Origin of the sequence: Pseudomonas sp. FR229a, assembly GCF_030209115.1 — a bacterium.
Lineage (GTDB): Bacteria > Pseudomonadota > Gammaproteobacteria > Pseudomonadales > Pseudomonadaceae > Aquipseudomonas > Aquipseudomonas moraviensis_A.
This window is the reverse complement of record NZ_JARVSP010000005.1, coordinates 26,013-47,421: the sequence shown is the minus strand read 5'-3', so window position 1 is coordinate 47,421 and position 21,409 is coordinate 26,013. Positions and strand designations below refer to the sequence as shown.

Genomic DNA, 21,409 nt, shown 5'->3' with positions numbered 1-21,409 from the left:
TTGACCGCAAGGCGCGGAGTGTTGCGAGCTACGATGCTGGTTAACCTGAGCCAAACAGGTCAACGGATTACTCGTCATGGAAACGCTTTCGAACACCATCAACATTGAAGACGATCCACGCTGGGCCGCCGTGGTTGCCCGCGACCCGAGTGCTGACGGGCAATTTGTCTACGCGGTAAAGACCACCGGCGTCTATTGCCGTCCGAGCAGCCTTGCGCGCTTGCCCAAACCGCAGAACGTCGAGTTTTTCGATACCCCTGAACTGGCCGAAGCTGCCGGGTATCGTCCAAGCAAACGCGCCAGCAAGGTCCAGAATGACGCGCAGCAAGCAGCGATCATTGCTGCGGCCTGTCGGCAGATCGAGGCGTCCGAGACGTTGCCGGCGCTCGACGACCTAGCGGCCAGCGCCGGGCTCAGCCCTTTTCATTTCCATCGAGTGTTCAAAGCTGCGACAGGCCTGACGCCCAAGGCTTACGCCACGGCGCAACGCTCGCGCAAGCTGCGTGCACGACTGGCGGACGGCGGTTCGGTGACCGATGCGCTGTATGACGCGGGCTTCAATTCCAACAGCCGTTTCTACGCAGCAGCCGATCAACTGCTGGGCATGAAGCCGACTGACTACCGCGCCGCCGGACAGAACAACGACATTCGCTTTGCCGTCGGCCAATGTTCGCTTGGGGCGATTCTGGTGGCGCAGAGTGAACGGGGGATTTGCGCGATTCTGCTGGGCGACGATCCACATCAGTTGGTCTGCGACCTGCAGGATCAATTTCGCAACGCCAACCTGATCGGTGCCGACCGTGATTTCGAACAGTTGATCGCCAGCGTCGTCGGCTTTGTCGAAGCACCGGCGACGGGCCTGACCTTGCCGCTGGATATACGCGGCACCGCGTTTCAGGAGCGCGTCTGGCAGGCACTGCGCGAGATCCCCGCAGGCAGCACCGCCAGTTACGCCCAGATCGCGCAACGCATCGGCGCACCGACGTCGATGCGCGCCGTGGCCCAGGCTTGCGGGGCCAACCGCTTGGCGGTGGCGATTCCCTGCCATCGCGTGGTGCGCAGCGACGGCAATCTTTCCGGCTACCGCTGGGGCGTCGAGCGCAAGCGTCAGTTACTGGCGCGCGAACTCAACGATTGACGTCGACCACCACCCTGCCCCGCAGCTGCCCGGCAAGCAGTCTGGGCGCGGCCTCAAGTGCCTCGCGCAAACTGATTTCGTGACTGATCAGCTTTAGCAAGGAGAAATCCAGATCCCTGGCCAGTCGATCCCAGGCCTCGATACGGCGCGCCTTGGGCTGAGTCACGCTGTTGATCCCCGCCAGCGTCACACCGCGCAGAATGAACGGCGCTACCGAGGCCGGAAAATCCATGCCCTGAGCCAGTCCGCACGCCGCGACCACACCTTCCGAGCGTGTGCTGGCGCAAGCATTCGCCAGCGTGTGACTACCGACCGAATCGACCACCGCCGCCCAGCGCTCCTTGGCCAACGGCTTGCCCGGCTCGGACAAGGTGGCCCGATCGATGATGTCTGCAGCGCCCAGTTGCTGCAGATATTCATGCTCGGACACCCGCCCTGTAGAGGCCACCACCCGGTATCCCAACGTGCTGAGCAAGGCAATGGCAAAGCTGCCGACCCCGCCATTGGCGCCAGTGACCAGCACTTCGCCTTGATCCGGTTTTACCCCATGACGCTCCAGCGCCAGAATGCACAGCATCGCCGTATAACCTGCCGTGCCAACGGCCATCGCTTGCGCCGGCGTAAAGGCCTTGGGCAGCGGAATAAGCCAGTCGCCATTGAGGCGGGCTTTCTGCGCCAGCCCGCCCCAGTGGTTTTCACCGACGCCCCAACCGTTGAGCAGCACCTGATCGCCGGCCTTGAAATCCGGGTGCGAACTGGACTCGACCGTTCCTGCCAGATCGATCCCCGGCACCATGGGAAACTTGCGCACCACCGGACTGCTGCCGGTGATCGCCAGCCCATCCTTGAAATTCAGGGTGCTGTACGCCACGTTCACGCTGACGTTGCCTTCGGGTAACTGTTGCTCATCGATTTGCTGCAGGTTGGCGCGATAACCGTTGTCGTCTTTGTCGATCAGAATGGCGTTGAACATGACGGCCTCTCGAAGATGATTTGAAAGAAAGCATGCCTTGAAATAGCACATCGCAACACATTGCCACACTCGACTTTGCGCTAACCGCTCAATCAGCCGGGTGAATCCATGGCGGGCGGCTATGCTTTTTCGACGGTTGTGTTTTTCCGGTTTCGCCTTGCAAACCGGCCTGTCGATGGAGCTGACGATGCTTTTCCTGCGCGCTTTACCCACGTTGCTGATGTTGTGTCTGCTGACGCTTGGCAATGCCTGGGCAGCCGCCCCGGCAGCAAAGCCGGATGCGGCGCCAAGCGAGCCGACCTGGCCGCAAGTGATCACCAGCGGCAAGAGCAAGCTGACGGTGTATCAGCCGCAGCTCGACAACTGGGACGGCTACACACTCAATGCCCGCGCGGCCGTCGAAGCCACGGCCGCCGACGGCAAATCCACCTATGGCATCGTCGAGTTCAGCGCTCACACTCTCGTAGACAAGGCCACCCGCTGGGTCGCGCTCGATCAGTACCAGATCCTCAAAGCCGAGTTTCCCGCCGATGCCAAACAGGCCGACACATGGCTCGCCATCCTGAAAAAAGATGCCGAGAGCCGCAAGAAAACCATCTCCCTCGATCAACTGGAAGCGGCAGTCGGCGTGCTGAACGCCGAACGGAAAGCCGACGGCGCACCACTGGAAAACACTCCGCCGACCATCGTCAGCTCCGACAGCCCGGCAATCCTCGTGTATATCGACGGTGAGTCGGCTTATCGGCCAGTGGAAGGTACCGAGCTGCAACGGGTGATCAACACGCGTCCATTGCTGCTCAAGGATGCGCAAGGCAAACACTACCTGCATGTATTCGACGGCTGGATGGTTGCAGATAAATTGAACTGCGATTACACGCGCCTTGCTGCGCCGCCGGCCAATCTGGAAAAAGCCAGACAGGCGGCGATCAACAGTCGCCAGGTGGACCTGCTCACCGGGCAAAGCGATCCGAAGGACAAGGTCCCCAGCCTTGCCAAGCCGCCACAGCCGAAAATCTTCATCGCCACTACGCCAACGGAACTGCTGGTCACCGACGGCGCCGCGCAATGGCAACCGATTCAAGGCACCAGCCTGTTGTACGTGAGCAACACCACCGGGCACATCTTCAAGGAAATCGGCGATCAGAACAGTTACGTGCTGATTTCCGGGCGCTGGTTTCGCGCCAGCGACATGAACGGACCATGGACCTTTGTCCCGGCAGACAAACTGCCGGCCGACTTTGCCAATATTCCTGACGACAGCGCGAAAGAGAACGTCAAGGCTTCGGTCGCCGGTACGCCACAGGCTCAGGAGGCTGCGATTGCCGCCACCATCCCGCAGACCTCGGCGATCAGGAAAAGCGCGGTGAAGATGACCACACCGCAATTTGACGGCGAGCCGCAGCTCAAAGCGATCAGCAATACGCCACTGCAATACGTGATCAACAGCGCCACGCCGATTATTCGTGTCGACAACGACAGTTGGTGGGCCGTGGAGAATGGCATCTGGTTCAGCGCCGCCTCAGTGAACGGCCCCTGGAGCGTGGCCACTTCAGTCCCAGCGGTGATTTATTCGATCCCGCCCGGTTCACCGATGCATTACCTCACCTACGTGAAGGTTTACGAGTCCAGTGGCGATACCGTGGTGGTCGGCTACACCCCAGGTTATCAAGGCTCGACGCTGGACCCGGCGACCGGCGTCGTGGTGTATGGCACCGGTTATCCGTACACGCCGTGGGTCGGCAGTGTCTGGTACGGGCCACCGGTGACCTATGGTTTCGGCGTCGCGATCCGCTACACGCCGTGGACCGGCTGGACCTTCGGCTTCGGTTTCGGCTGGAGCTGGGGCGGCAGCACGAACGCGATGGGCTGGGGTTGGGGCGCGTATCCGTGGTGGGGAAATTACGGCTGGGGTTACGCATGGGGTCCGCGTCTGTACCCGGCGCCGCTGGCCTGGGGCGGCGCGGCCTACGGTTATCGCGGCGGTGCCGTGGCATGGGGCCCGGGTGGCTGGGCCGGGACCACCGGCAATCTTTATCATCAGTGGGGCGACCGCGCGACCGTCAGCCGTCACGGCGCCGGCTACAACGCCTGGACCGGCAATCGCTGGGCCGGTGAGGTCGGTGCCTCGTACAACTCGCGCACCGGTATTGCCGCCGCTGGCCAGCGTGGCGCGGTGCACAACGCCTATACCGGGAATTACGCCGGCGGACGCAGCGGCGTAGCGGCTGGACCGAACGGCGGCGCGATCGTTGGCGAACGGGTGACGGCCGGCAACGTCCGCACCGGAACTAAAGTCAGCGCCAATCGCGGCGCGGTCTACAACCCCAATACTGGCAACACCACGCAATACGGCGGCATTCACGGCCGCAACGGCGGCGCCGCCCGGGTCGGTGACAACGTTTATGCCGGGCGCGACGGCAACGTTTACAAGAAAACCGACAATGGCTGGCAGTCCGTGGCCGGCGGCGGTGCCAACCGAACCCAACCCGCGAACAACAATGCGCAGCTACAAAATCTCAATCGCGAATCCGCCGCGCGCAATCTCGGCAACCAGCGCACGCACAACTACAACCGGTCCTCGCAAATGATGAACCGTTCGTTTGGCGGCGCTGGAGGTGGCGGACTGCATCGACGCTGAAAAACTGCACGTGATGTTCAGAATTTCAGACTGGCCCCGCAGCCGGTTTTGCTGCTAAAACCGGTTGCCGTCCCTGCCCGTTTCATCGTTCGGAGAATTGCTATATGAGTCAGTGGCCAGACACCCGCATCCTTGATCTTGTCGGTATCGAACTGCCGATCATCCAGGGCCCGATGGCCGGCGCGACCAACTCTTCGATGGTGATTGCCGTGTGCAACGCTGGCGGCCTCGGTTCAATGCCGGCGGCGATGCTGAGCATCGAGCAACTGCGCGAAGAACTGAAAACCATCCGCCAGCACACCAGCAAGCCGTTCAACGTCAATTTCTTCTGCCATCAACCACCGACGCCCGATGACCAGCGAGCGCGTGACTGGAAAAACCTCCTCGAACCCTACTACCGCGAACTGGGCGCCGATTTCGAGGCCCCGACGCCGGTGTCCAACCGTGCACCTTTCGATGACGCCGCGTGCGCTGTGCTCGAAGAATTCCGGCCCGAGGTGGTGAGTTTTCATTTCGGTCTGCCGGAGAAAAACCTGCTCGATCGGGTCAAGGCCACCGGGGCGAAGATCCTCTCGTCTGCCACCACGGTCGAAGAAGCAATCTGGCTGGAGCAGCACGGCTGCGACGCGATCATCGCCATGGGTTATGAGGCGGGTGGGCATCGGGGGATGTTCCTCAGCGATGATCTGAGCACGCAGGTCGGCACTTTTGCGCTGGTGCCGCAGGTGGTCGACGCGGTGAAAGTGCCGGTGATAGCGGCTGGCGCAATCAGCGATGCCCGGGGCGTTGCAGCAGCGTTCATGCTCGGCGCCTCGGCAGTGCAAGTCGGCACGGCGTACCTGTTTACCCCGGAAGCGAAAGTCAGCGCCTCGCATCACAAGGCTCTGCGGACTGCAAAAGAAAGCGAGACCGCCATCACCAATATTTTCACCGGGCGTCCGGCACGGGGCATTGTCAATCGAGCGATGCGCGAACTCGGCCCGATGTCCGCGCAGGCGCCAGCCTTTCCGTTGGCCGGCGGTGCACTCATGCCACTGCGAGCCAAGGATGACGCGGACTTCGCCAATCTTTGGGCCGGTCAGGCGCTCACGCTGGGCAAGGACATCGGCAGCGCTGAATTGACCCGGCAACTCGCCGAAGGCGCATTGGCGAAACTCAACCGTCAATGAATTCATGCGGCAAGCGGACTTAATCCCTCGCCACCTGGCGGCGTCTCGCTATATATTTCTTTATATAGCGATAGCGCCCGTGTATCGGCGCCATCACAAACAGAGCACTAATCGCCGATCACGGAGCTTTCTACATGACCCTGGCTGCCACACGCGTTGCCCCTGCCTGCCTCGCTTCACTCCTCGCACTCTTCAGCATCGGCGCCGTGCAGGCTGACGAAGTGCAAGTGGCAGTTGCCGCCAATTTCACCGCGCCTATCCAGGCCATTGCTGCCGACTTCGAAAAAGGCACTGGCCACAAACTGGTTGCTGCTTATGGCGCGACCGGGCAGTTCTACACCCAGATCAAGAACGGCGCGCCCTTCCAGGTGTTCCTCGCCGCTGACGACACGACTCCGGCAAAACTTGAACAGGAAGGCGAAACCGTCAAAGGTTCACGCTTCACCTACGCCATCGGCACGCTGGCGCTGTGGTCGGCGAAGGAAGGTTATGTGGACTCGAAAGGCGAGGTGCTGAAAACCAGCCAATACCAGCACCTGTCCATCGCCAATCCGAAAGCCGCGCCTTACGGCCTGGCCGCCACACAGGTGCTGGAGAAACTCAAACTGACCGACGCTACCAAAGCAAAAATCGTCGAAGGTCAGAACATCACTCAGGCGTATCAGTTCGTCTCCACCGGCAACGCCGAACTGGGCTTTGTCGCCCTGTCGCAAATCTACAAGGACGGCAAAGTCAGCAGCGGTTCGGCGTGGATAGTCCCGGCCGCCCTGCATGATCCGATCAAACAGGACGCGGTGATCTTGAACAAAGGCAAGGACAGCGTCGCCGCCAAGGCCCTGGTGGATTATCTCAAGGGCCCGAAAGCCGCTGCGGTGATCAAGTCCTACGGATATCAACTGTAAATGTCATTGACCAGTGCCGATTTCGCCGCCATCTGGCTGACCCTGAAACTGGCGTCGCTGACCACCGTGATCCTGCTGGTAATTGGCACGCCGATCGCCTTATGGCTGTCGCGCACATCGTCATGGTTGCGCGGCCCGATTGGCGCCATCGTCGCCCTGCCGCTGGTGCTGCCGCCGACGGTGATCGGCTTTTATCTGTTGCTGGCGCTGGGGCCACACGGTTTTCTCGGTCAGTTCACCCAATGGCTGGGGCTGGGTACGCTGACGTTCAGTTTCACCGGGCTGGTAATCGGCTCGGTGATGTACTCCCTGCCGTTCGTGGTGCAGCCGTTGCAGAATGCCTTTTCGGCGATCGGCACTCGCCCGCTGGAAGTGGCCGCAACGTTGCGCGCCAATCCTTGGGACACGTTCTTCAGCGTGATCCTGCCACTGGCGCGTCCCGGCTTCATCACCGCAGCGATTCTCGGCTTCGCCCACACCGTCGGTGAATTCGGTGTGGTGCTGATGATCGGCGGCAACATTCCCGACAAGACCCGCGTGGTCTCGGTGCAGATCTACGACCACGTTGAAGCGCTGGAATATGCTCAGGCGCACTGGCTGTCCGGGGCGATGCTGGTGTTCTCGTTCCTGGTGTTGCTGGCGCTGTATTCCAGCCGCAAGACCCGCGCAGGCTGGAGCTGATCGATGATTGACGTACGTCTGAAACGCGCTTATTCCGGCTTCGAGCTGGATGTCGATCTGCAGGTGCCGGGCCGCGGTGTCACCGCGCTGTTTGGTGATTCCGGCTCCGGCAAAACCACTTGCCTGCGCTGCATTGCCGGGCTGGAACGCGCAGAACAGGGCTTCGTGCAGATCAACGGCGAGGTCTGGCAGGACAGCGCCAAGGGCATTTTCGTAGCGCCGCATAAACGGGCGCTCGGCTACGTGTTTCAGGAAGCCAGCCTGTTTCCGCACTTGTCGGTACTGGCCAATCTGGAGTTTGGCCGCAAACGCATTGCCAGGTCGCAACGCCGGGTCGACATGAACCAGGCCACCGAACTGCTCGGCATCGGCCATTTGCTCGAGCGTCATCCGCAGCATCTGTCCGGTGGCGAGCGGCAACGCGTCGGCATCGCCCGCGCTCTGCTGACCAGCCCGAAACTGCTGTTGATGGACGAACCACTGGCGGCTCTCGACAGCCGGCGCAAAAGCGAAATCCTGCCGTACCTGCAACGCCTGCATGACGAACTGGATATTCCGCTGCTGTACGTCAGCCATGCGCAGGATGAAGTCGCGCGGCTGGCCGATCATCTGGTGTTGCTCAGCGATGGCAAAGCCCTCGCCAGCGGCCCGATCGGCGAAACCCTCGCGCGTCTGGACCTGCCCTTGGCGATGGGCGATGACGCCGGGGTCATCATCGAAGGCCAGGTCAGCGCCTACGATGCCACCTATCAATTGCTCAGCCTGCAATTGCCGGCCACGGAAATGAACATTCGCGTCACCCATGCGCCGATGGCCGTGGGTCAGGCCTTGCGCTGCAAGGTGCACGCCCGCGACATCAGTCTGGCGCTGCACAACGATGCCGGCAGCAGCATTCTTAATCGTCTGCCGGTGACGGTGGTCAGTGAACAGGCGGCTGACAACAGTGCCCATGTGCTGATCCGACTGGACGCTGGAGGCACGCCGTTGCTGGCGCGGATCACGCGGTTTTCCAAGGATCAATTGAACGTGCATGCGGGCCAGCGGCTATGGGCGCAGATCAAGGCGGTGGCGGTGCTCGCGTAAATCATTCGGCACGACGGCCAGCGCCTGCGGTCAATCCTGTTACAGACTGCCGTATGACCGAAGGAAACCGCCATGCCCGATACCGTGCTGACAGATGCCCTGCCCGCCGATCTGCATTACGTCGATGACACTCAGCCTGGTATCACCCGGAAAAAACTGCGCGGCAAGTTCGTCTATTTCGAACCGTCGGGACAGCGCATCACCGACCCGGACGAAATCAAACGCATCAACGCCCTCGCGGTGCCGCCGGCGTATACCGATGTGTGGATCTGCGCCGATCCCTGCGGGCATTTGCAAGCCACCGGGCGCGATGCGCGCGGGCGCAAGCAGTACCGTTACCACACACGCTGGCGCGAAGTACGCGACGCCGACAAATACTCGCGTTTGCGCGACTTCGGCCTGGCCCTGCCCAAACTGCGGCGCCAGCTTGAGGCGCTGCTCGATGCGCCGGGCTTCAGCCGTGACAAGGTCATGGCAACAGTGATCACCTTGCTTGACGCCACGCTGATCCGCGTCGGCAATACCCAATATGCGCGGGACAATCGCTCCTATGGCCTGACCACGTTGCGCAGCCGCCACGTCGAGGTCAACGGCAGCGCGATCCTGTTCCAGTTCCGTGGCAAGAGCGGCATCGAGCACCAGATCACGGTCAAGGATCGCCGCCTGGCGCGAATCATCAAGCGCTGTCTGGAAATTCCCGGGCAGAACCTTTTTCAGTACCTCGATGAACACGGCGAACGGCATACCGTTACCTCGTCCGACGTCAACGCCTATCTGCAGAAACTGACCGGCGCTGCGTTCACCGCCAAGGACTACCGCACATGGGCGGGCAGCGCCCTGGCCTTGTCGGTGCTGCGCGAGTTGCAGCATGAGTCAGAAACCGAAGCCAAGCGCCACGTGGTCGAAGCCGTAAAGAACGTCGCCAAACAGTTGGGCAACACCCCCGCGGTGTGCCGCAAGTGCTACATCCACCCCGCCGTGGTCGAGCATTTCATGCTCGGCGCCCTTGCCGAACTGCCCCGCCCACGGGTACGCAAAGGCTTGCGCGCCGAGGAAGTGGCTTTGGCGATGTTTCTCGAACGCATGTGCGAAGTAACCGAGGCGTCCTGAGTCGCACGCACCCCCTGTAGGAGTGAGCCTGCTCGCGATAGCGGTCTATCAGTTGATGACGATGTCGACTGACACACCGCTATCGCGAGCAGGCTCACTCCTACAATGAGTTTCGCCGTCGAGCTTAGCCGGGTATTTTTTGCACGATCGCGCAGGTCTTCTATAGTTGATCTGAAGGTTTGCGACACGCGGGCTTTGTGTTGCAACTCAGCCGTTTCAGCGAACGGAGGTGTTCCATGTCCGAGAAAGAGTCCATCACCACCCTCCTCACCCTGCTCGACGCCCGCCAGGCGCGCCTCGCAGCCGCCTGCAAAGAGATTGCCGACTGGGTTGATCATCAAGGCGGGCATCCGACGGCCCTGCGCATCCGCGATCGACTGCACGATATTGAAAAGGATGCGCCGCTGATCCGCGACACGCTGTCGACACTCAAGCCGATCGACCGGCCGTTGCCGCGGTTCAGGTAGTTTCGGTTCAAGCAACTTCAACTAACTGCTTAACCAATTGCGCGGCATCGGTGTAATTACAATTCTTTATTATTCATTGCGATTGAACATAGCTGCTTTAGTTATATCGCTATAAGTGACTAGATCAAGTTCACGCAGCGAAATGCCGCTCATCGGATCAGTTAAAAATAATCAAAACACCGTGAACCGATACGTAATCGAAGTAAGTGTCCATCGCGACAACGGACATCACTAGCGAAACGTTAAGATATATCGGAGAGCTATCATGACCACCGGAAATAAAAATACAGGCAAGGCCGGCAACGATCGTGACAAGACGCAAGAGTCCGGGAAAAAAGGCGGACAGTCTGGCGGTAACTTCGCCAACGATCGTGAAAAAGCATCCGAGGCTGGTCGCAAAGGCGGACAATCCAGCCACAGTGGAGGTCGCAAGTCGTAAATGAGCGGTACAAGGGCAGCTTTGCTGCCCTTTGTAATATCCGATGGAGCGCAATGATGACGACTGCCACTGATAGTGTTCCAGGCGAGTTACACCGACACGAAGGCGCTGAAGGTGTTCCAGAGGCAACGCGCAGTTCCTCCGAGAAATTACCGGACCCGTCGGTGTCACCGTGCATTGAAAGAAAACCTGGCCACCCGCAGCACGGCGATCGTGCCCAACATGCGTGTTATGAGCGCAGGCAGTTGATCGTTAACGCTGAAAACTCTCGAGAAACGGAAACGGCGCCAACCTATGAACGCTGCTCCTGACTGAGCTTACGAGTCCTGCGCAAGGAGCCCGTTCGCAGCGCAGCCGGCCCGTCGAGGAAATCGCCATGCCTGTCCACGTCATCAACTTTACCGGTCCGATCAATGCATCAACCTGTGGTCAACTGATTGACAAAGCCTCGTTGGCGGTGAAGGAAGATGCTCCCAGATTGATTCTGAACATCGCCACCATGGGTGGCGAATGCAGTTACGGCTTCACGATGTACAACTTTCTGATAGCGCTACCCGTCCCGGTACACACCCATAACCTGGGCACGGTCGAGTCGATGGGCAATATCGTTTTCCTTGCTGGCCAACGCCGAACCGCCTGTACTCATAGCAAGTTTCTGTTTCACCCTTTTCATTGGCACCTGCAGGGAGCGGTCGATCATTCACGCATGTCGGAATATGCCATGAGCCTGGATTATGACTTGCACCTGTACGCGCAAATTGTCGCCGAGCGCACAAGTAACGGAAAAAACGCGCTGGAGACGGAGAAGTATCTGACGGCAGCGCCGCGCATCATCAATCCTGAAGAAGCCTTGGATGCAGGTCTGATCACGGCGGTTGAAGACACCGAGGTTCATGCGGACTTCGTCTGTTCGTGTATTTATTCGTAAGTTTGCAACTTACTGACGCGCCGTGGCAGTCGCGTTTGCCTCGTCCTGCAAGACGAATTTGTACTCCGCACACTCGCCATACAAACTCCAATCCCAACTAACAACCGATCGTCCCGGCAGCGTGCATTTTCTCTGAATTATTCATTTCGTCAGATATCCCTGTTCATAAGCATGGGGAGGAAATGTATGAGCGGAGCAGATCTGTACGTGATCGATTACCTGCTGCACGGTAAGCCCAGGTCATTCGTCATTCGCACAAAAAACATGAACAATGCCGAAGCCTGGCAGTGGGCAAGTTGTGACGCGGGTATCGCGCCCATTCCCCGCCCCGGTCGGCCTCCGTTGAAACGTTTTTCCAAACCGATGGCGGAACGCTTTGGCGTGACCGAAGTGCAATGGCGAGAATCGGTGCCTCTGGTCTGGGAGGAGGATCACGTGAAATGACAGAACACACTTTGAAATTCGATTTCGGCCGCTCTTGGGACGACGAGATGGCCGACAATGCCGCGATGTTCCGTGAGGCCGATCTGCTGGAAGAAGCGGCGTACAGAATCATCGAGCATGACACCGATAGCCCTGAGGCCTGGGCTCGCTTCAGCGAAGCAAAGGCCTGGGCCGACGCCAAGCGAACGGCGGCCTATCAGGACTGGATGCGCATCAAGCGCGCGATGAGCAAGCCGCGCTCGAAATAGCGGACTTGCTCATCATGGTTTGAGGATCAGCAAAGGTTCGCCTTTCGGGACGACGTAAGTGGCCAGTTCTACGCCTTTCTCATTGCCAATGTTCTTCGCCACATGCGCCACGCCCGCCGGGATAAACAGCGAGTCGCCGGCCTTGAGTGTCACTGGCGCTTGCCCTTCGAGCTGATACTCGAACGTGCCGCTGATGACATAGGCGACTTCAACGCCAGGGTGCGCATGCCGAGGCGCGCTGACGCCGGCATCGAAATCGATTCGCGCCTGAATCACTTCGCGATTGTCAGCGCCGAGATCCTGGCGAACCAGATCGGTGCGGCTCAAACCTTTCTGCCAGCTCGTCGCCGGCGCATCCGCCGCATGAGCGAAACCGGTAAGGGAGGCGAAGACAACGGCAGAAGCCAGAAACAGTGGACGGTACATGGTGGTGCCCTCTCAAACGTAGTGTTGGTGTGAGGGCTACTTTGGGCTCGGCATGTAAGGCGGATGTGTCTCGAAAGCCCGGTTTGGTGTTGTCGTGTGTATCCGCTGAGGGTTGATACACGCTTATACAAACGTGTCGCGGGCTACAGCCACAAGCCACTGTCTGAACGCGCTGATCTTTGTCGAGTCAGCGGTTTCATGGGGTGTGACCAGATAGAAGCCGAGATCATCCTGCAGGCGCATGTCGAACGGTGCGACCAATCGTCCTGCACGCAGATCGTCGTTCACGTAAGTCGAACGCCCGATGCACACGCCCTGCCCGTCAATTGCCGCCTGCACCGCCATCATCGCCAGATCGAAGGTCAGCTTCGCGCCAGCGGCCAACTGCGCAGGCTGGCCGGCGGCGCTGAGCCAGGCGCGCCAGTCATCGGCGGTGAGGCCACTGACTTGTACAAGGGTGTGATTGGCAAGATCCGCCGGCGTGTTCAATGCCTTTGCCATCGCCGGACTGCACACGGGGAAAATCTCATCGGCCATAAGAAAGTCCGCACGCAGGCCTTTCCAGTCGCCACGCCCATAGCGAATCGCCGCGTCTATGCCCCCTCGGCGAAAATCCACCAGATCGGTTGCAGCGCTGATGCGCACATCGATGTCCGGGAACGCCTGCTGGAATGCCGGCAGGCGCGGCAATAGCCATTTCGACGCAACCGAGACCAGCGTGCTGATGGTCAGCACGCTGGACCCGCGCGATTCGAGCAACTGTTGCGTCGAATCACGCAGCGCATGAAACGCCGAACGCACGCCCGGCAGGTAGGCCTGGCCGTCTTCGCTGAGCGCCAAACCAGTCTTGAGTCGCAGGAATAACGTGACACCCAGCTCGGCTTCGAGGCGTCGTATCTGGTGGCTGATTGCTGTCTGCGTGACATTCAACTCAGTGGCGGCCAAGGTAAAACTCATATGCCGCGCGGCCGCTTCGAATGCACGCAAACCATTGAGGGAAGGAAGTCTGGAGGTCATAAGATCAGAAGTGCGCATGAGAATTTGTCATACGCTAGCACCGCAAATGACCTTTGCGGAAGTTTCGCCCGCAGAGGATCGTGGCGCCTCAAACTTCCGGGGACACCCCATGAAACTCTACTTTGCACCGATGACCTGTTCGCTCTCACCGCACATCGTTCTGCGGGAACTCGGCTTGCCGTTCGAGCTGATCCGCGTCAACAACCAGACCAAGCGCACGGCTGACGGCCGTGACTTTCGCGATATCAACCCGAAAGGCTACGTGGCCGCGCTACAACTGGATAACGGCGAAGTGCTGACCGAAGGCCCGGCGATCGTGCAATTTCTCGTCGACCAGATCCCGGGAAACACCTTGGCGCCCGCGGTCGGTACATGGGAGCGCATACGACTGCAGGAGCATCTGAATTTCATCGGCTCGGAGATCCACGGCACCAGCGCGCCATTGTTCAGCGCCGAAATCCCGGAAGCGGTCAAAGCGATTTTTCGGCAGAAACTGTGCAAGCGGCTGGATTACCTTGAGCGCATTCTGGCGGATCGGAACTATCTGATGGCTAGCTTTGGCGTTGCCGATGCCTACCTGTTCACGGTGCTGACCTGGTTGCCGACGTTTGATATCGACATCGCAAAGTGGCCCGCTCTGGCCACATATATGCAGCGCATTGGCGCGCGACCCAGCGTGCATGCGGCAATCGCGGCGGAAGCGGCAACGCAGCCAGTCTGAACGCGCACGGGCCATCGCCGGAGGGAATCTGTAAACTGGCGCGACCTTCATTCACTCGAACAAGAGATGCCCATGGCCAATCAAGACATCATCTTCACGCCCGATCCGGACACCGATTCGATTTCGTCCGACGTCGCCACCTTCGGCGGGATCATGGTCTCGACGCAGATCCCCACCCGCGCCGATGGCAGTCTGGAACTGGGCGGCATCACCGAGCAAAGCGAGTGCACGCTGCAAGCGCTGAAAGCCGCACTGGAACGTGCCGGCAGTTCGATGGACCGCGTAATGCACCTGACCATCTACCTCACCGACATGGCTGATCGCGCGGCGTTCAACGAAGTCTATAAACGCTTTTTCGCCAAGCCATGGCCAGTGCGGGCAGCGGTTGGCGTTGCGTCGCTGGCGGTTGAAGGGATGCGTGTGGAAGTGACGGCGATGGCGGCCCAGGGCTGATTGAAATTGCACAGCGTCATTTCAATTACTCTGGAATGACACAACCCCCTGTAGGAGTGAGCCTGCTCGCGATAGCGGTGTGTCAGTCGACACCTTCATTAACTGACCCACCGCTATCGCGAGCAGGCTCACTCCTACAATGGTTTGTGTGTAGCCGCGATTCCGAGTACACCGCGAAAAAACCCTGTGGGAGCGGGCTTGCCCGCGAAGAGCCCGGAACATTCAACACAATAGTCAACCGAACTGACCCGATCGCCAGCCACCATCGGGCAGCACACACGTGCCCGCCGCGCGTTTCACGGGTAGAATGCGCCCCTTGCCCGTGACCGCCTGACTAAAAAAACTATGTCCTTGCCCAAGCATCACCTGGAATTGCTCAGCCCTGCTCGCGATGTCGCTATCGCCCGCGAGGCCATCCTGCATGGCGCCGACGCCGTGTATATCGGCGGCCCGAGCTTCGGCGCGCGCCACAACGCCTGCAACGAAGTCAGCGAAATCGCCGAACTGGTCGAATTCGCCCGCCGTTACCACGCGCGCATTTTCACCACCATCAATACCATCCTGCACGACAACGAACTGGAGCCGGCGCGCAAGCTGATCCATCAGTTGTACGACGCTGGTGTCGATGCGCTGATCGTCCAGGACCTGGGCGTGATGGAGCTGGACATTCCGCCGATCGAGCTGCACGCCTCGACCCAGACCGACATCCGCACCCTGGAGCGAGCGAAGTTCCTCGATCAGGCCGGGTTCTCGCAGTTGGTACTGGCCCGTGAGCTGAACCTGAAAGAAATCCGCGCGATCGCCGATGAAACCGATGCCGCCATCGAGTTCTTCATTCACGGCGCGTTGTGCGTGGCCTTCTCAGGCCAGTGCAATATCTCCCACGCGCAAACCGGCCGCAGCGCCAACCGTGGCGACTGCTCCCAGGCGTGCCGCTTGCCGTACACCCTCAAAGATGAAAAGGGTGGCGTGATCGCCTACGAAAAGCACCTGCTGTCGATGAAAGACAACAACCAGAGCGCCAACATCCGCGCGCTGGTCGAGGCCGGCGTGCGTTCGTTCAAGATCGAAGGTCGCTACAAGGACATGGGCTATGTGAAGAACATCACTGCCTATTACCGCCAGCGTCTGGACGATGTGCTGGAAGACCGCCCGGACCTGGCCCGCGCTTCCAGCGGCCGCACGGTGCATTTCTTCCTGCCCGATCCGGAAAAAACCTTCCACCGTGGCAGCACCGATTATTTCGTCACCGATCGCAAGATCGACATCGGCGCCTTCGATTCGCCGACCTTCACCGGCCTGCCGGTCGGTACCGTGGAAAAAGTCGGCAAGCGTGACATGCAGGTCATCACCCATGAGCCGCTGTCAAACGGCGACGGCCTGAACGTGCTGGTCAAACGCGAAGTGGTCGGTTTCCGCGCCAACATCGCCGAAGCAAAAGGTGAGTTCGAAGAAGACGGCGAGAAGCGCTATCGCTACCGCGTCGAGCCGAACGAAATGCCTGAAGGTCTGTTCAAGCTGCGTCCAAGCCACCCGTTGAATCGCAACCTCGATCACAACTGGCAGCAGGCGTTGCAGAAAACCTCTTCGGAACGTCGCGTGGCCCTGAGCTGGTTCGCCCGTCTGCGCGAAGAACAGCTGGAAGTGACCGCGACCAGTGAGGAAGGCATCAGCGCCAGTGTCACGCTTAACGGTCCGTTCGGTGTGGCCAACAAGCCTGAGCAGGCACTGGAACAGTTGCGCGATCTGCTCGGCCAGCTCGGCACCACGCAGTACCACGCCACCGACATCAAACTGGATGCGCCACAGGCGTTCTTCATCCCGAATTCGCAGCTCAAGTCGCTGCGCCGCGAAGTCATCGAAGCGCTGACCGCCGCCCGCGTCGCCGCGCATCCGCGTGGCGGCCGCAAAGCCGAGACCACGCCACCGCCGGTGTACCCGGATTCGCACCTGACCTTCCTCGCCAACGTCTATAACCAGAAGGCCCGCGACTTCTACCACCGTCACGGCGTCAAGCTGATCGACGCGGCGTACGAAGCCCACGAAGAGCCGGGCGAAGTGCCGGTGATGATCACCAAGCACTGCCTGCGTTTCTCCTTCAACCTGTGCCCGAAACAGGCCAAAGGCGTGACCGGCGTGCGCACCAAGGTCGCGCCGATGCAGTTGATTCACGGCGATGAAGTATTGACGCTGAAATTCGATTGCAAGCCGTGCGAGATGCACATCATCGGCAAGATGAAAGGCCACATCCTCAATCTGCCGCAGCCGGGCAGCGTGGTTGGCCACATCAGCCCTGAAGACCTGATGAAAACCATCCCGCGCGCTCCACACTGAGTGGGCGGCGTGCGCGGTGCTTCGGCATCGCGCACGCCTGCTTGGCTGACTGGCTCTAGCGCAGCAAATCGCAGGCATAAAAAAACGCCAACTTCTTGCGAAGTTGGCGTTTTTTCGTAGATGGCAGGGGCGGCTGGATTCGAACCAACGCATGGCAGGATCAAAACCTGCTGCCTTACCGCTTGGCGACGCCCCTGTAGCTCTGGTCAGCGGCTCCGTGAGGATCGCTGTGAGAACGGGGCGCAATTTATCAACATTCGTTTCGTTTGGGAAGCCCGAGACGAAATATTTTTTGTTTTAAAACAGCCACTTATTATTTTCCCGCGAAAACACTCGGTTTCGTTGCCGTGTATCACAGTGTGTACGCGTCCCGCTGCCATACACGCCCTTGCAAAAACCTCCTTTGCCGACACAGAGCGGATACCTCGACACGCTCCAATGCACCCAAGGTTTCAAGGGTTCATCCAGCCCCTTGGCCACAGGCTCGCAAAGGAGACGTCAGCATGAAACAGGCTCTGCACACCTCTAAAATCACCCACGCGCTCGGCTTGTCAGTCCTGGCGCTGTCAATGTTCGGCGCCGTCGGCAGCGCTCAGGCGCAAACCACAGAACCCGCCGCCGTCAGCTATTCAGCGCCCTCGCCTTTCGGCGCGCTGAAGCACATCAAGGCTGGCGTACTCGACGTGGCCTACGCCGAAACTGGTCCTGCCGATGGTCCGGTGGTGATTCTGCTGCACGGTTGGCCTTACGACATTCACAGCTATGACGAAGTCGCGCCCCTGCTCGCGGCCAAGGGTTATCGCGTGCTGATGCCGTACGCAAGGGGTTATGGCGATACGCAGTTCCTGTCCAAAGACACCCTGCGCAATGGGCAACCGGCGGCGCTGGCCAGCGACGTGATCGACTTCATGGACGCGTTGAAAATTAAACAAGCGGTGCTGGGTGGTTATGACTGGGGCGCGCGCTCGGCGGACATCGTCGCGGCATTGTGGCCTGAGCGCGTAAAGGCACTGGTGGCGGTCAGCGGCTATCTGATCGGCAACCAGGCCGCCGGCCAGAATCCATTGCCGCCCAAAGCCGAATTGCAGTGGTGGTACCAGTTCTACTTCGCCACCGAGCGCGGCCGCGCCGGCTATGCCAAGAACACCCACGACTTCGCCAAACTGATCTGGCAACTCGCCTCACCGCAGTGGAAGTTTGATGACGCGACTTTTGATCGCAGTGCCAAGGCGTTGCAGAATCCCGATCACGTCGAGATCACTGTGTTCAACTACCGCTGGCGTCTGGGCCTGGTACAGGGCGAAGAGAAATATGCCGCGCAGGAACAGAAACTTGCGACTGCACCGTCGATCAGCGTGCCGACGATTACTTTAGAGGGCGATGCCAACGGCGCACCGCACCCGGCACCGGAGGATTATGCCAAGCGCTTTACCGGGAAATATCAGTTCCGGTTGATCGAGGGTGGGGTTGGGCACAATTTGCCCCAGGAAAGCCCGGCGGCGTTTGCGCAGGCTGTGATCGATGCTGACCGTCTCTGACAGACCTGCCCCCAAAAGCCCCTCACCCTAGCCCTCTCCCGGAGGGAGAGGGAACTGATTGGGGGATGCTCAAGATTTACGCCGACCTGAAAGCGCTGTATTGAACCCATAATCGACATCCATCTTTCAGGTCGATGTACAGCGCAAGATGACAGCCCCGCCCTCAAAAGCCCCTCACCCTAGCCCTCTCCCAGAGGGAGAGGGAACTGATTGGGGGATGCTCAAGGGTTACGCCGACCTGAAAGTGCTGCATTGAATCCATAACCGACCTCCATCTTTCAGGTCGATGTACAGCGCAAGATACCTCGGTCGGCTCCCTCTCCCTCTGGGAGAGGGCTGGGGTGAGGGTTTTTGGGGATTGCACCGGTCGATCTATTTAACCAGCCGCTTCTCCTTCGAAGGCCGATAACCGAAGTACGAGCTGTAGCACTTGCTGAAATGGCTCGGTGAGACAAAACCGCAAGCCACCAGCACTTCCACCTGCGACAGTTCGGTGTGTTGCAGCAGGCGTCGTGCTTCGGTGATGCGCAGTTCCAGGTAATAGCGTTGCGGCGTGGTGCCCAGTTGTTCCTTGAACAAGCGCTCCAGCTGACGCCGTGAGCGGCCGGCGTAGACCGCCAATTGCTCCAGCTCCAACGGTTCTTCGAGGTTGGCGTCCATCAGCTTGATCACTTCACGCAACGGCGCGCTGACGCAGATGTTTTCATCGGGTTTGATACGCCGGTAGCGCGACTCTTCGAAGGCGAGGATATCTTCAATGCCTTCGACCAACGCCTTGCCGTGCAAACCCTTGATCCAGTCCAGCGCCATGTGGAAGGCCCCGGACGGGCTCGACGCGGTGAGCCGATCACGATCGATCACGTAAGGCTCGCTGCTGACATGGGTGCTCTTGGCGATCTCAGTGAGTGCCGGGCGATGTTCCGGGTGGATCGAGCATCGATAGCCATCGAGCAAACCGGCGCGGCCGAGAAACCACGAGCCATTCCACAATCCGGCCAGGCTCACGCCCCGCTCCGCCGCAGCCTTGAGCAAGCCGATGAATTCCTCGCTGGCGCGCAATTCAGTGCGATAGCCACCGCATATCACCAGCAGATCCAGCTCGTGAAGTGCAGCAGAATCCAGGCGCGCATCGGGGCGGATGACCAGGCCCAGATCGCTGATCACCTCGCCATCGCCAAGGCCGAAAGTGCGCGACGAGAACAGTCCCGGGCGCAACAGGTTGGTGGTGACTACCGTGTCCAGCGCCTGGGTGAAGGCCGGAAGCGAAAAGTGTTCGAGCAACAAGAAACCGGTGCGGGTCACGCCGGTGTTATCGGGGTTCTGCTCATTCAGATAGCGAAGGTTCTTGCCCTTCATGCCACCGCTGAATTGACGTCGTTCAATCAAGGTCGGGTCCATCGGTCGTTGTTATGCGAGCGATAGTTGGCTTGATCAGACAAAGAGTCAACTACGCCTGCGCAGCGCGTGGTTGACTGCCACCCCAATGCCGCTTCAGATCACCGAAAACGCACCGGCGCCGAGTCGTCCTTCCAGACGCCCACACAGCAGGTAGTGCTGGTAGCCACTGTTGAAAGCACCTTGGGACACCGCCACCCTTACATCGTCATTGAGTCGAAGATACTGGGCTTCATCGAAATTCTCGGCGCTGACTTCGCCGGCGCGCCCCAGTTGCTGGCTGTCCACCGCAAGCCCCTCGCTGGCAAGTCGTTCGAAGTCGAGAATGCGGTTTACCGCGTGCCGCTCCAGAACCCCCTGATTGGGGTATGTCGAGTAGATGTGCAGCCCTTTCGATGCGCAACGGTCGCACATGTCGACGCAGTTTTTCTGTGTGGATTTGCGCCGTGTCAGTTCCTCGAGCGGCATGTCGAGATATTTGCCAACCTGATATTCGGTCTGGTTGAAAATCGTGCAGCACAAGACTGTATTGCCGTTGCAGTCGATCACCAGCCAGTCATCTTTGAGTGTGCAAGCCTGCTTGGGGTAATGCTGCAGGACATTGATCAGATCATCGTAAGGCGGGAGCGCCAGACGTGTGAGTGTTTCGTGGTCAGTGGCTGAAACAGACGGATCGCGCTCGACAATCGCCAGCGCTTTCTCCAGCGGCATCATCACCGAATAACCAGTGGTGAACACAAAGCCGAGACGCTCACTGAACTCGCGCATCAGCGCCTCTTCTTCAATATTGTCCAGGTAGCGGTGGTAATAAACATCCACTCGCGTCTTCAAGCCGAGCCGTTGCTTGATTTCATGCAGCGCAATCATGTTCTGCTTTACGACTTCGATATCACCGCCGACGTGGCCCTTTTGGTAAGTTTCCTGATGAAAGCCTGATAACGAAATCCGGAAATAACCTGGCTCGGCCAACAGCGCCTTTTCCATATTCTTCGCCAGGTTGAGGTTGGTGCTGATACCGCTCATCATGCCGGCGGCGTTGATGATCTCGATAAACTCGCCGATCTTCGGATGCACCAAAGGCTCGGTCCAGTTGTAGAGGAAGATCGTACGAACGCCCTCGGTTTTAGCCTTTTCAACGATCTGCCTGAACATGTCCAGCTGCATGGATTTCTTGAAATTGAGATTTTCCGAGTTGCCCATCGGACACGAAGGGCAGCTCAGATTGCAGGCGCCAACAATATCGATATACATGTTCATTGCAGGTGAAGCTCCTTGAAGGGAACGCCATGCATCTCATCATTGCAT

Annotated in this window: 20 protein-coding genes, 1 tRNA gene and 1 pseudogene; 16 read left to right on the top strand and 6 right to left on the bottom strand. The window is 59.5% G+C overall.

Annotated elements, in window-relative coordinates; translation table 11 throughout:
* Window positions 1-76 precede the first annotated feature (76 nt).
* Entirely contained in the window at window positions 77-1,138 is a 1,062-nt protein-coding gene (gene ada / locus QRN33_RS03810; RefSeq protein ID WP_285407185.1) for a bifunctional DNA-binding transcriptional regulator/O6-methylguanine-DNA methyltransferase Ada, read from the top strand.
* Here ada and acuI read toward each other — a convergent pair.
* Window positions 1,128-2,111 carry an acrylyl-CoA reductase (NADPH) gene (acuI, locus tag QRN33_RS03805; protein ID WP_285407183.1) on the bottom strand — a complete coding sequence of 328 codons (984 nt, stop codon included), beginning with the start codon at window positions 2,109-2,111 and terminating at the stop codon, window positions 1,128-1,130. The genes ada and acuI overlap by 11 nt on opposite strands.
* Window positions 2,112-2,298: 187 nt before the next feature.
* Between acuI and QRN33_RS03800 the strand changes: the two genes are divergently transcribed.
* From QRN33_RS03800 to QRN33_RS03750, 11 genes and pseudogenes are all read left to right on the top strand, one after another.
* Complete coding sequence (locus QRN33_RS03800) at window positions 2,299-4,749, top strand: autotransporter (RefSeq protein ID WP_350310277.1); 2,451 nt, start codon at window positions 2,299-2,301, stop codon at window positions 4,747-4,749.
* 104 nt (window positions 4,750-4,853) lie between these two features.
* Entirely contained in the window at window positions 4,854-5,918 is a 1,065-nt protein-coding gene (locus tag QRN33_RS03795) for an NAD(P)H-dependent flavin oxidoreductase (RefSeq protein WP_285407180.1), read from the top strand.
* A 134-nt stretch (window positions 5,919-6,052) separates the two neighbouring features.
* Window positions 6,053-6,820, top strand: coding sequence for a molybdate ABC transporter substrate-binding protein (modA, locus tag QRN33_RS03790; RefSeq protein WP_285407179.1), 768 nt, complete (start codon window positions 6,053-6,055; stop codon window positions 6,818-6,820).
* Complete coding sequence (gene modB, locus QRN33_RS03785; protein ID WP_285407178.1) at window positions 6,821-7,501, top strand: molybdate ABC transporter permease subunit; 681 nt, start codon at window positions 6,821-6,823, stop codon at window positions 7,499-7,501.
* 3 nt (window positions 7,502-7,504) lie between these two features.
* Complete coding sequence (modC, locus tag QRN33_RS03780; protein WP_281921687.1) at window positions 7,505-8,584, top strand: molybdenum ABC transporter ATP-binding protein; 1,080 nt, start codon at window positions 7,505-7,507, stop codon at window positions 8,582-8,584.
* Window positions 8,585-8,656: 72 nt separating this feature from the next.
* Entirely contained in the window at window positions 8,657-9,694 is a 1,038-nt protein-coding gene (locus QRN33_RS03775) for a DNA topoisomerase IB (protein WP_285407176.1), read from the top strand.
* Between the two features lie 236 nt (window positions 9,695-9,930).
* Window positions 9,931-10,161 (top strand): hypothetical protein, encoded by a 231-nt coding sequence (locus QRN33_RS03770; RefSeq protein ID WP_016774936.1) that lies wholly within the window; start codon window positions 9,931-9,933, stop codon window positions 10,159-10,161.
* A 322-nt stretch (window positions 10,162-10,483) separates the two neighbouring features.
* Window positions 10,484-10,600 (top strand): annotated as a pseudogene (locus tag QRN33_RS03765) (con-10 family general stress protein); the annotation flags it as partial.
* A 376-nt stretch (window positions 10,601-10,976) separates the two neighbouring features.
* Entirely contained in the window at window positions 10,977-11,528 is a 552-nt protein-coding gene (locus QRN33_RS03760) for an ATP-dependent Clp protease proteolytic subunit (protein WP_123419460.1), read from the top strand.
* Between the two features lie 186 nt (window positions 11,529-11,714).
* Entirely contained in the window at window positions 11,715-11,972 is a 258-nt protein-coding gene (locus QRN33_RS03755; protein WP_042606839.1) for a DUF6555 family protein, read from the top strand.
* Complete coding sequence (locus QRN33_RS03750; protein ID WP_285407164.1) at window positions 11,969-12,220, top strand: hypothetical protein; 252 nt, start codon at window positions 11,969-11,971, stop codon at window positions 12,218-12,220. Before QRN33_RS03755 ends, QRN33_RS03750 begins: the two co-directional genes overlap by 4 nt.
* Window positions 12,221-12,232: 12 nt before the next feature.
* Here QRN33_RS03750 and QRN33_RS03745 read toward each other — a convergent pair whose 3' ends face one another.
* Together QRN33_RS03745 and QRN33_RS03740 are read right to left on the bottom strand one after the other, a co-directional pair.
* A complete protein-coding gene (locus QRN33_RS03745) occupies window positions 12,233-12,646 on the bottom strand; it encodes a cupin domain-containing protein (protein WP_042606837.1) in 414 nt (137 codons plus the stop codon).
* Between the two features lie 123 nt (window positions 12,647-12,769).
* Window positions 12,770-13,663 carry a transcriptional regulator GcvA gene (locus tag QRN33_RS03740; RefSeq protein WP_285407350.1) on the bottom strand — a complete coding sequence of 298 codons (894 nt, stop codon included), beginning with the start codon at window positions 13,661-13,663 and terminating at the stop codon, window positions 12,770-12,772.
* Window positions 13,664-13,772: 109 nt separating this feature from the next.
* Between QRN33_RS03740 and gstA the strand changes: the two genes are divergently transcribed.
* The 3 genes from gstA (at window position 13,773) to QRN33_RS03725 (ending at window position 17,171) form a co-directional block, all read left to right on the top strand.
* The gene (gene gstA, locus QRN33_RS03735) at window positions 13,773-14,384 is read left to right on the top strand and encodes a glutathione transferase GstA (protein WP_285407161.1); all 612 of its coding nucleotides are present in this window, start codon (window positions 13,773-13,775) and stop codon (window positions 14,382-14,384) included.
* 72 nt (window positions 14,385-14,456) lie between these two features.
* The gene (locus tag QRN33_RS03730) at window positions 14,457-14,837 is read left to right on the top strand and encodes a RidA family protein (RefSeq protein WP_285407159.1); all 381 of its coding nucleotides are present in this window, start codon (window positions 14,457-14,459) and stop codon (window positions 14,835-14,837) included.
* 345 nt (window positions 14,838-15,182) lie between these two features.
* Window positions 15,183-17,171: a peptidase U32 family protein gene (locus QRN33_RS03725; protein ID WP_252880319.1), complete on the top strand. Its 1,989-nt coding sequence runs from the start codon at window positions 15,183-15,185 to the stop codon at window positions 17,169-17,171.
* A gap of 121 nt (window positions 17,172-17,292) precedes the next feature.
* Here the strand turns inward: QRN33_RS03725 and QRN33_RS03720 are convergent.
* Window positions 17,293-17,367 (bottom strand) — tRNA-Gln (locus QRN33_RS03720).
* A gap of 307 nt (window positions 17,368-17,674) precedes the next feature.
* On the opposite strand from QRN33_RS03720, the gene QRN33_RS03715 reads away from it, so the two are divergent.
* Complete coding sequence (locus QRN33_RS03715) at window positions 17,675-18,709, top strand: alpha/beta fold hydrolase (protein WP_285407156.1); 1,035 nt, start codon at window positions 17,675-17,677, stop codon at window positions 18,707-18,709.
* Window positions 18,710-19,081: 372 nt separating this feature from the next.
* On the opposite strand, the gene souR is transcribed toward QRN33_RS03715, so the two are convergent.
* Together souR and QRN33_RS03705 are read right to left on the bottom strand one after the other, a co-directional pair.
* Window positions 19,082-20,107 carry a transcriptional regulator SouR gene (gene souR / locus QRN33_RS03710; RefSeq protein WP_285407154.1) on the bottom strand — a complete coding sequence of 342 codons (1,026 nt, stop codon included), beginning with the start codon at window positions 20,105-20,107 and terminating at the stop codon, window positions 19,082-19,084.
* Between the two features lie 93 nt (window positions 20,108-20,200).
* The gene (locus QRN33_RS03705; protein WP_065616236.1) at window positions 20,201-21,361 is read right to left on the bottom strand and encodes a radical SAM/SPASM domain-containing protein; all 1,161 of its coding nucleotides are present in this window, start codon (window positions 21,359-21,361) and stop codon (window positions 20,201-20,203) included.
* Window positions 21,362-21,409 lie beyond the last annotated feature (48 nt).

Excerpts from the sequence above, each read along its gene's own strand:
- ada (WP_285407185.1), top strand. The coding sequence starts at position 77 with ATGGAAACGCTTTCGAACACCATCAACATTGAAGACGATCCACGCTGG.
- acuI (WP_285407183.1), bottom strand. The coding sequence starts at position 2,111 with ATGTTCAACGCCATTCTGATCGACAAAGACGACAACGGTTATCGCGCC.
- QRN33_RS03800 (WP_350310277.1), top strand. The coding sequence starts at position 2,299 with ATGCTTTTCCTGCGCGCTTTACCCACGTTGCTGATGTTGTGTCTGCTG.
- QRN33_RS03795 (WP_285407180.1), top strand. The coding sequence starts at position 4,854 with ATGAGTCAGTGGCCAGACACCCGCATCCTTGATCTTGTCGGTATCGAA.
- modA (WP_285407179.1), top strand. The coding sequence starts at position 6,053 with ATGACCCTGGCTGCCACACGCGTTGCCCCTGCCTGCCTCGCTTCACTC.
- modB (WP_285407178.1), top strand. The coding sequence starts at position 6,821 with ATGTCATTGACCAGTGCCGATTTCGCCGCCATCTGGCTGACCCTGAAA.
- modC (WP_281921687.1), top strand. The coding sequence starts at position 7,505 with ATGATTGACGTACGTCTGAAACGCGCTTATTCCGGCTTCGAGCTGGAT.
- QRN33_RS03775 (WP_285407176.1), top strand. The coding sequence starts at position 8,657 with ATGCCCGATACCGTGCTGACAGATGCCCTGCCCGCCGATCTGCATTAC.
- QRN33_RS03770 (WP_016774936.1), top strand. The coding sequence starts at position 9,931 with ATGTCCGAGAAAGAGTCCATCACCACCCTCCTCACCCTGCTCGACGCC.
- QRN33_RS03760 (WP_123419460.1), top strand. The coding sequence starts at position 10,977 with ATGCCTGTCCACGTCATCAACTTTACCGGTCCGATCAATGCATCAACC.
- QRN33_RS03755 (WP_042606839.1), top strand. The coding sequence starts at position 11,715 with ATGAGCGGAGCAGATCTGTACGTGATCGATTACCTGCTGCACGGTAAG.
- QRN33_RS03750 (WP_285407164.1), top strand. The coding sequence starts at position 11,969 with ATGACAGAACACACTTTGAAATTCGATTTCGGCCGCTCTTGGGACGAC.
- QRN33_RS03745 (WP_042606837.1), bottom strand. The coding sequence starts at position 12,646 with ATGTACCGTCCACTGTTTCTGGCTTCTGCCGTTGTCTTCGCCTCCCTT.
- QRN33_RS03740 (WP_285407350.1), bottom strand. The coding sequence starts at position 13,663 with ATGACCTCCAGACTTCCTTCCCTCAATGGTTTGCGTGCATTCGAAGCG.
- gstA (WP_285407161.1), top strand. The coding sequence starts at position 13,773 with ATGAAACTCTACTTTGCACCGATGACCTGTTCGCTCTCACCGCACATC.
- QRN33_RS03730 (WP_285407159.1), top strand. The coding sequence starts at position 14,457 with ATGGCCAATCAAGACATCATCTTCACGCCCGATCCGGACACCGATTCG.
- QRN33_RS03725 (WP_252880319.1), top strand. The coding sequence starts at position 15,183 with ATGTCCTTGCCCAAGCATCACCTGGAATTGCTCAGCCCTGCTCGCGAT.
- QRN33_RS03715 (WP_285407156.1), top strand. The coding sequence starts at position 17,675 with ATGAAACAGGCTCTGCACACCTCTAAAATCACCCACGCGCTCGGCTTG.
- souR (WP_285407154.1), bottom strand. The coding sequence starts at position 20,107 with ATGGACCCGACCTTGATTGAACGACGTCAATTCAGCGGTGGCATGAAG.
- QRN33_RS03705 (WP_065616236.1), bottom strand. The coding sequence starts at position 21,361 with ATGAACATGTATATCGATATTGTTGGCGCCTGCAATCTGAGCTGCCCT.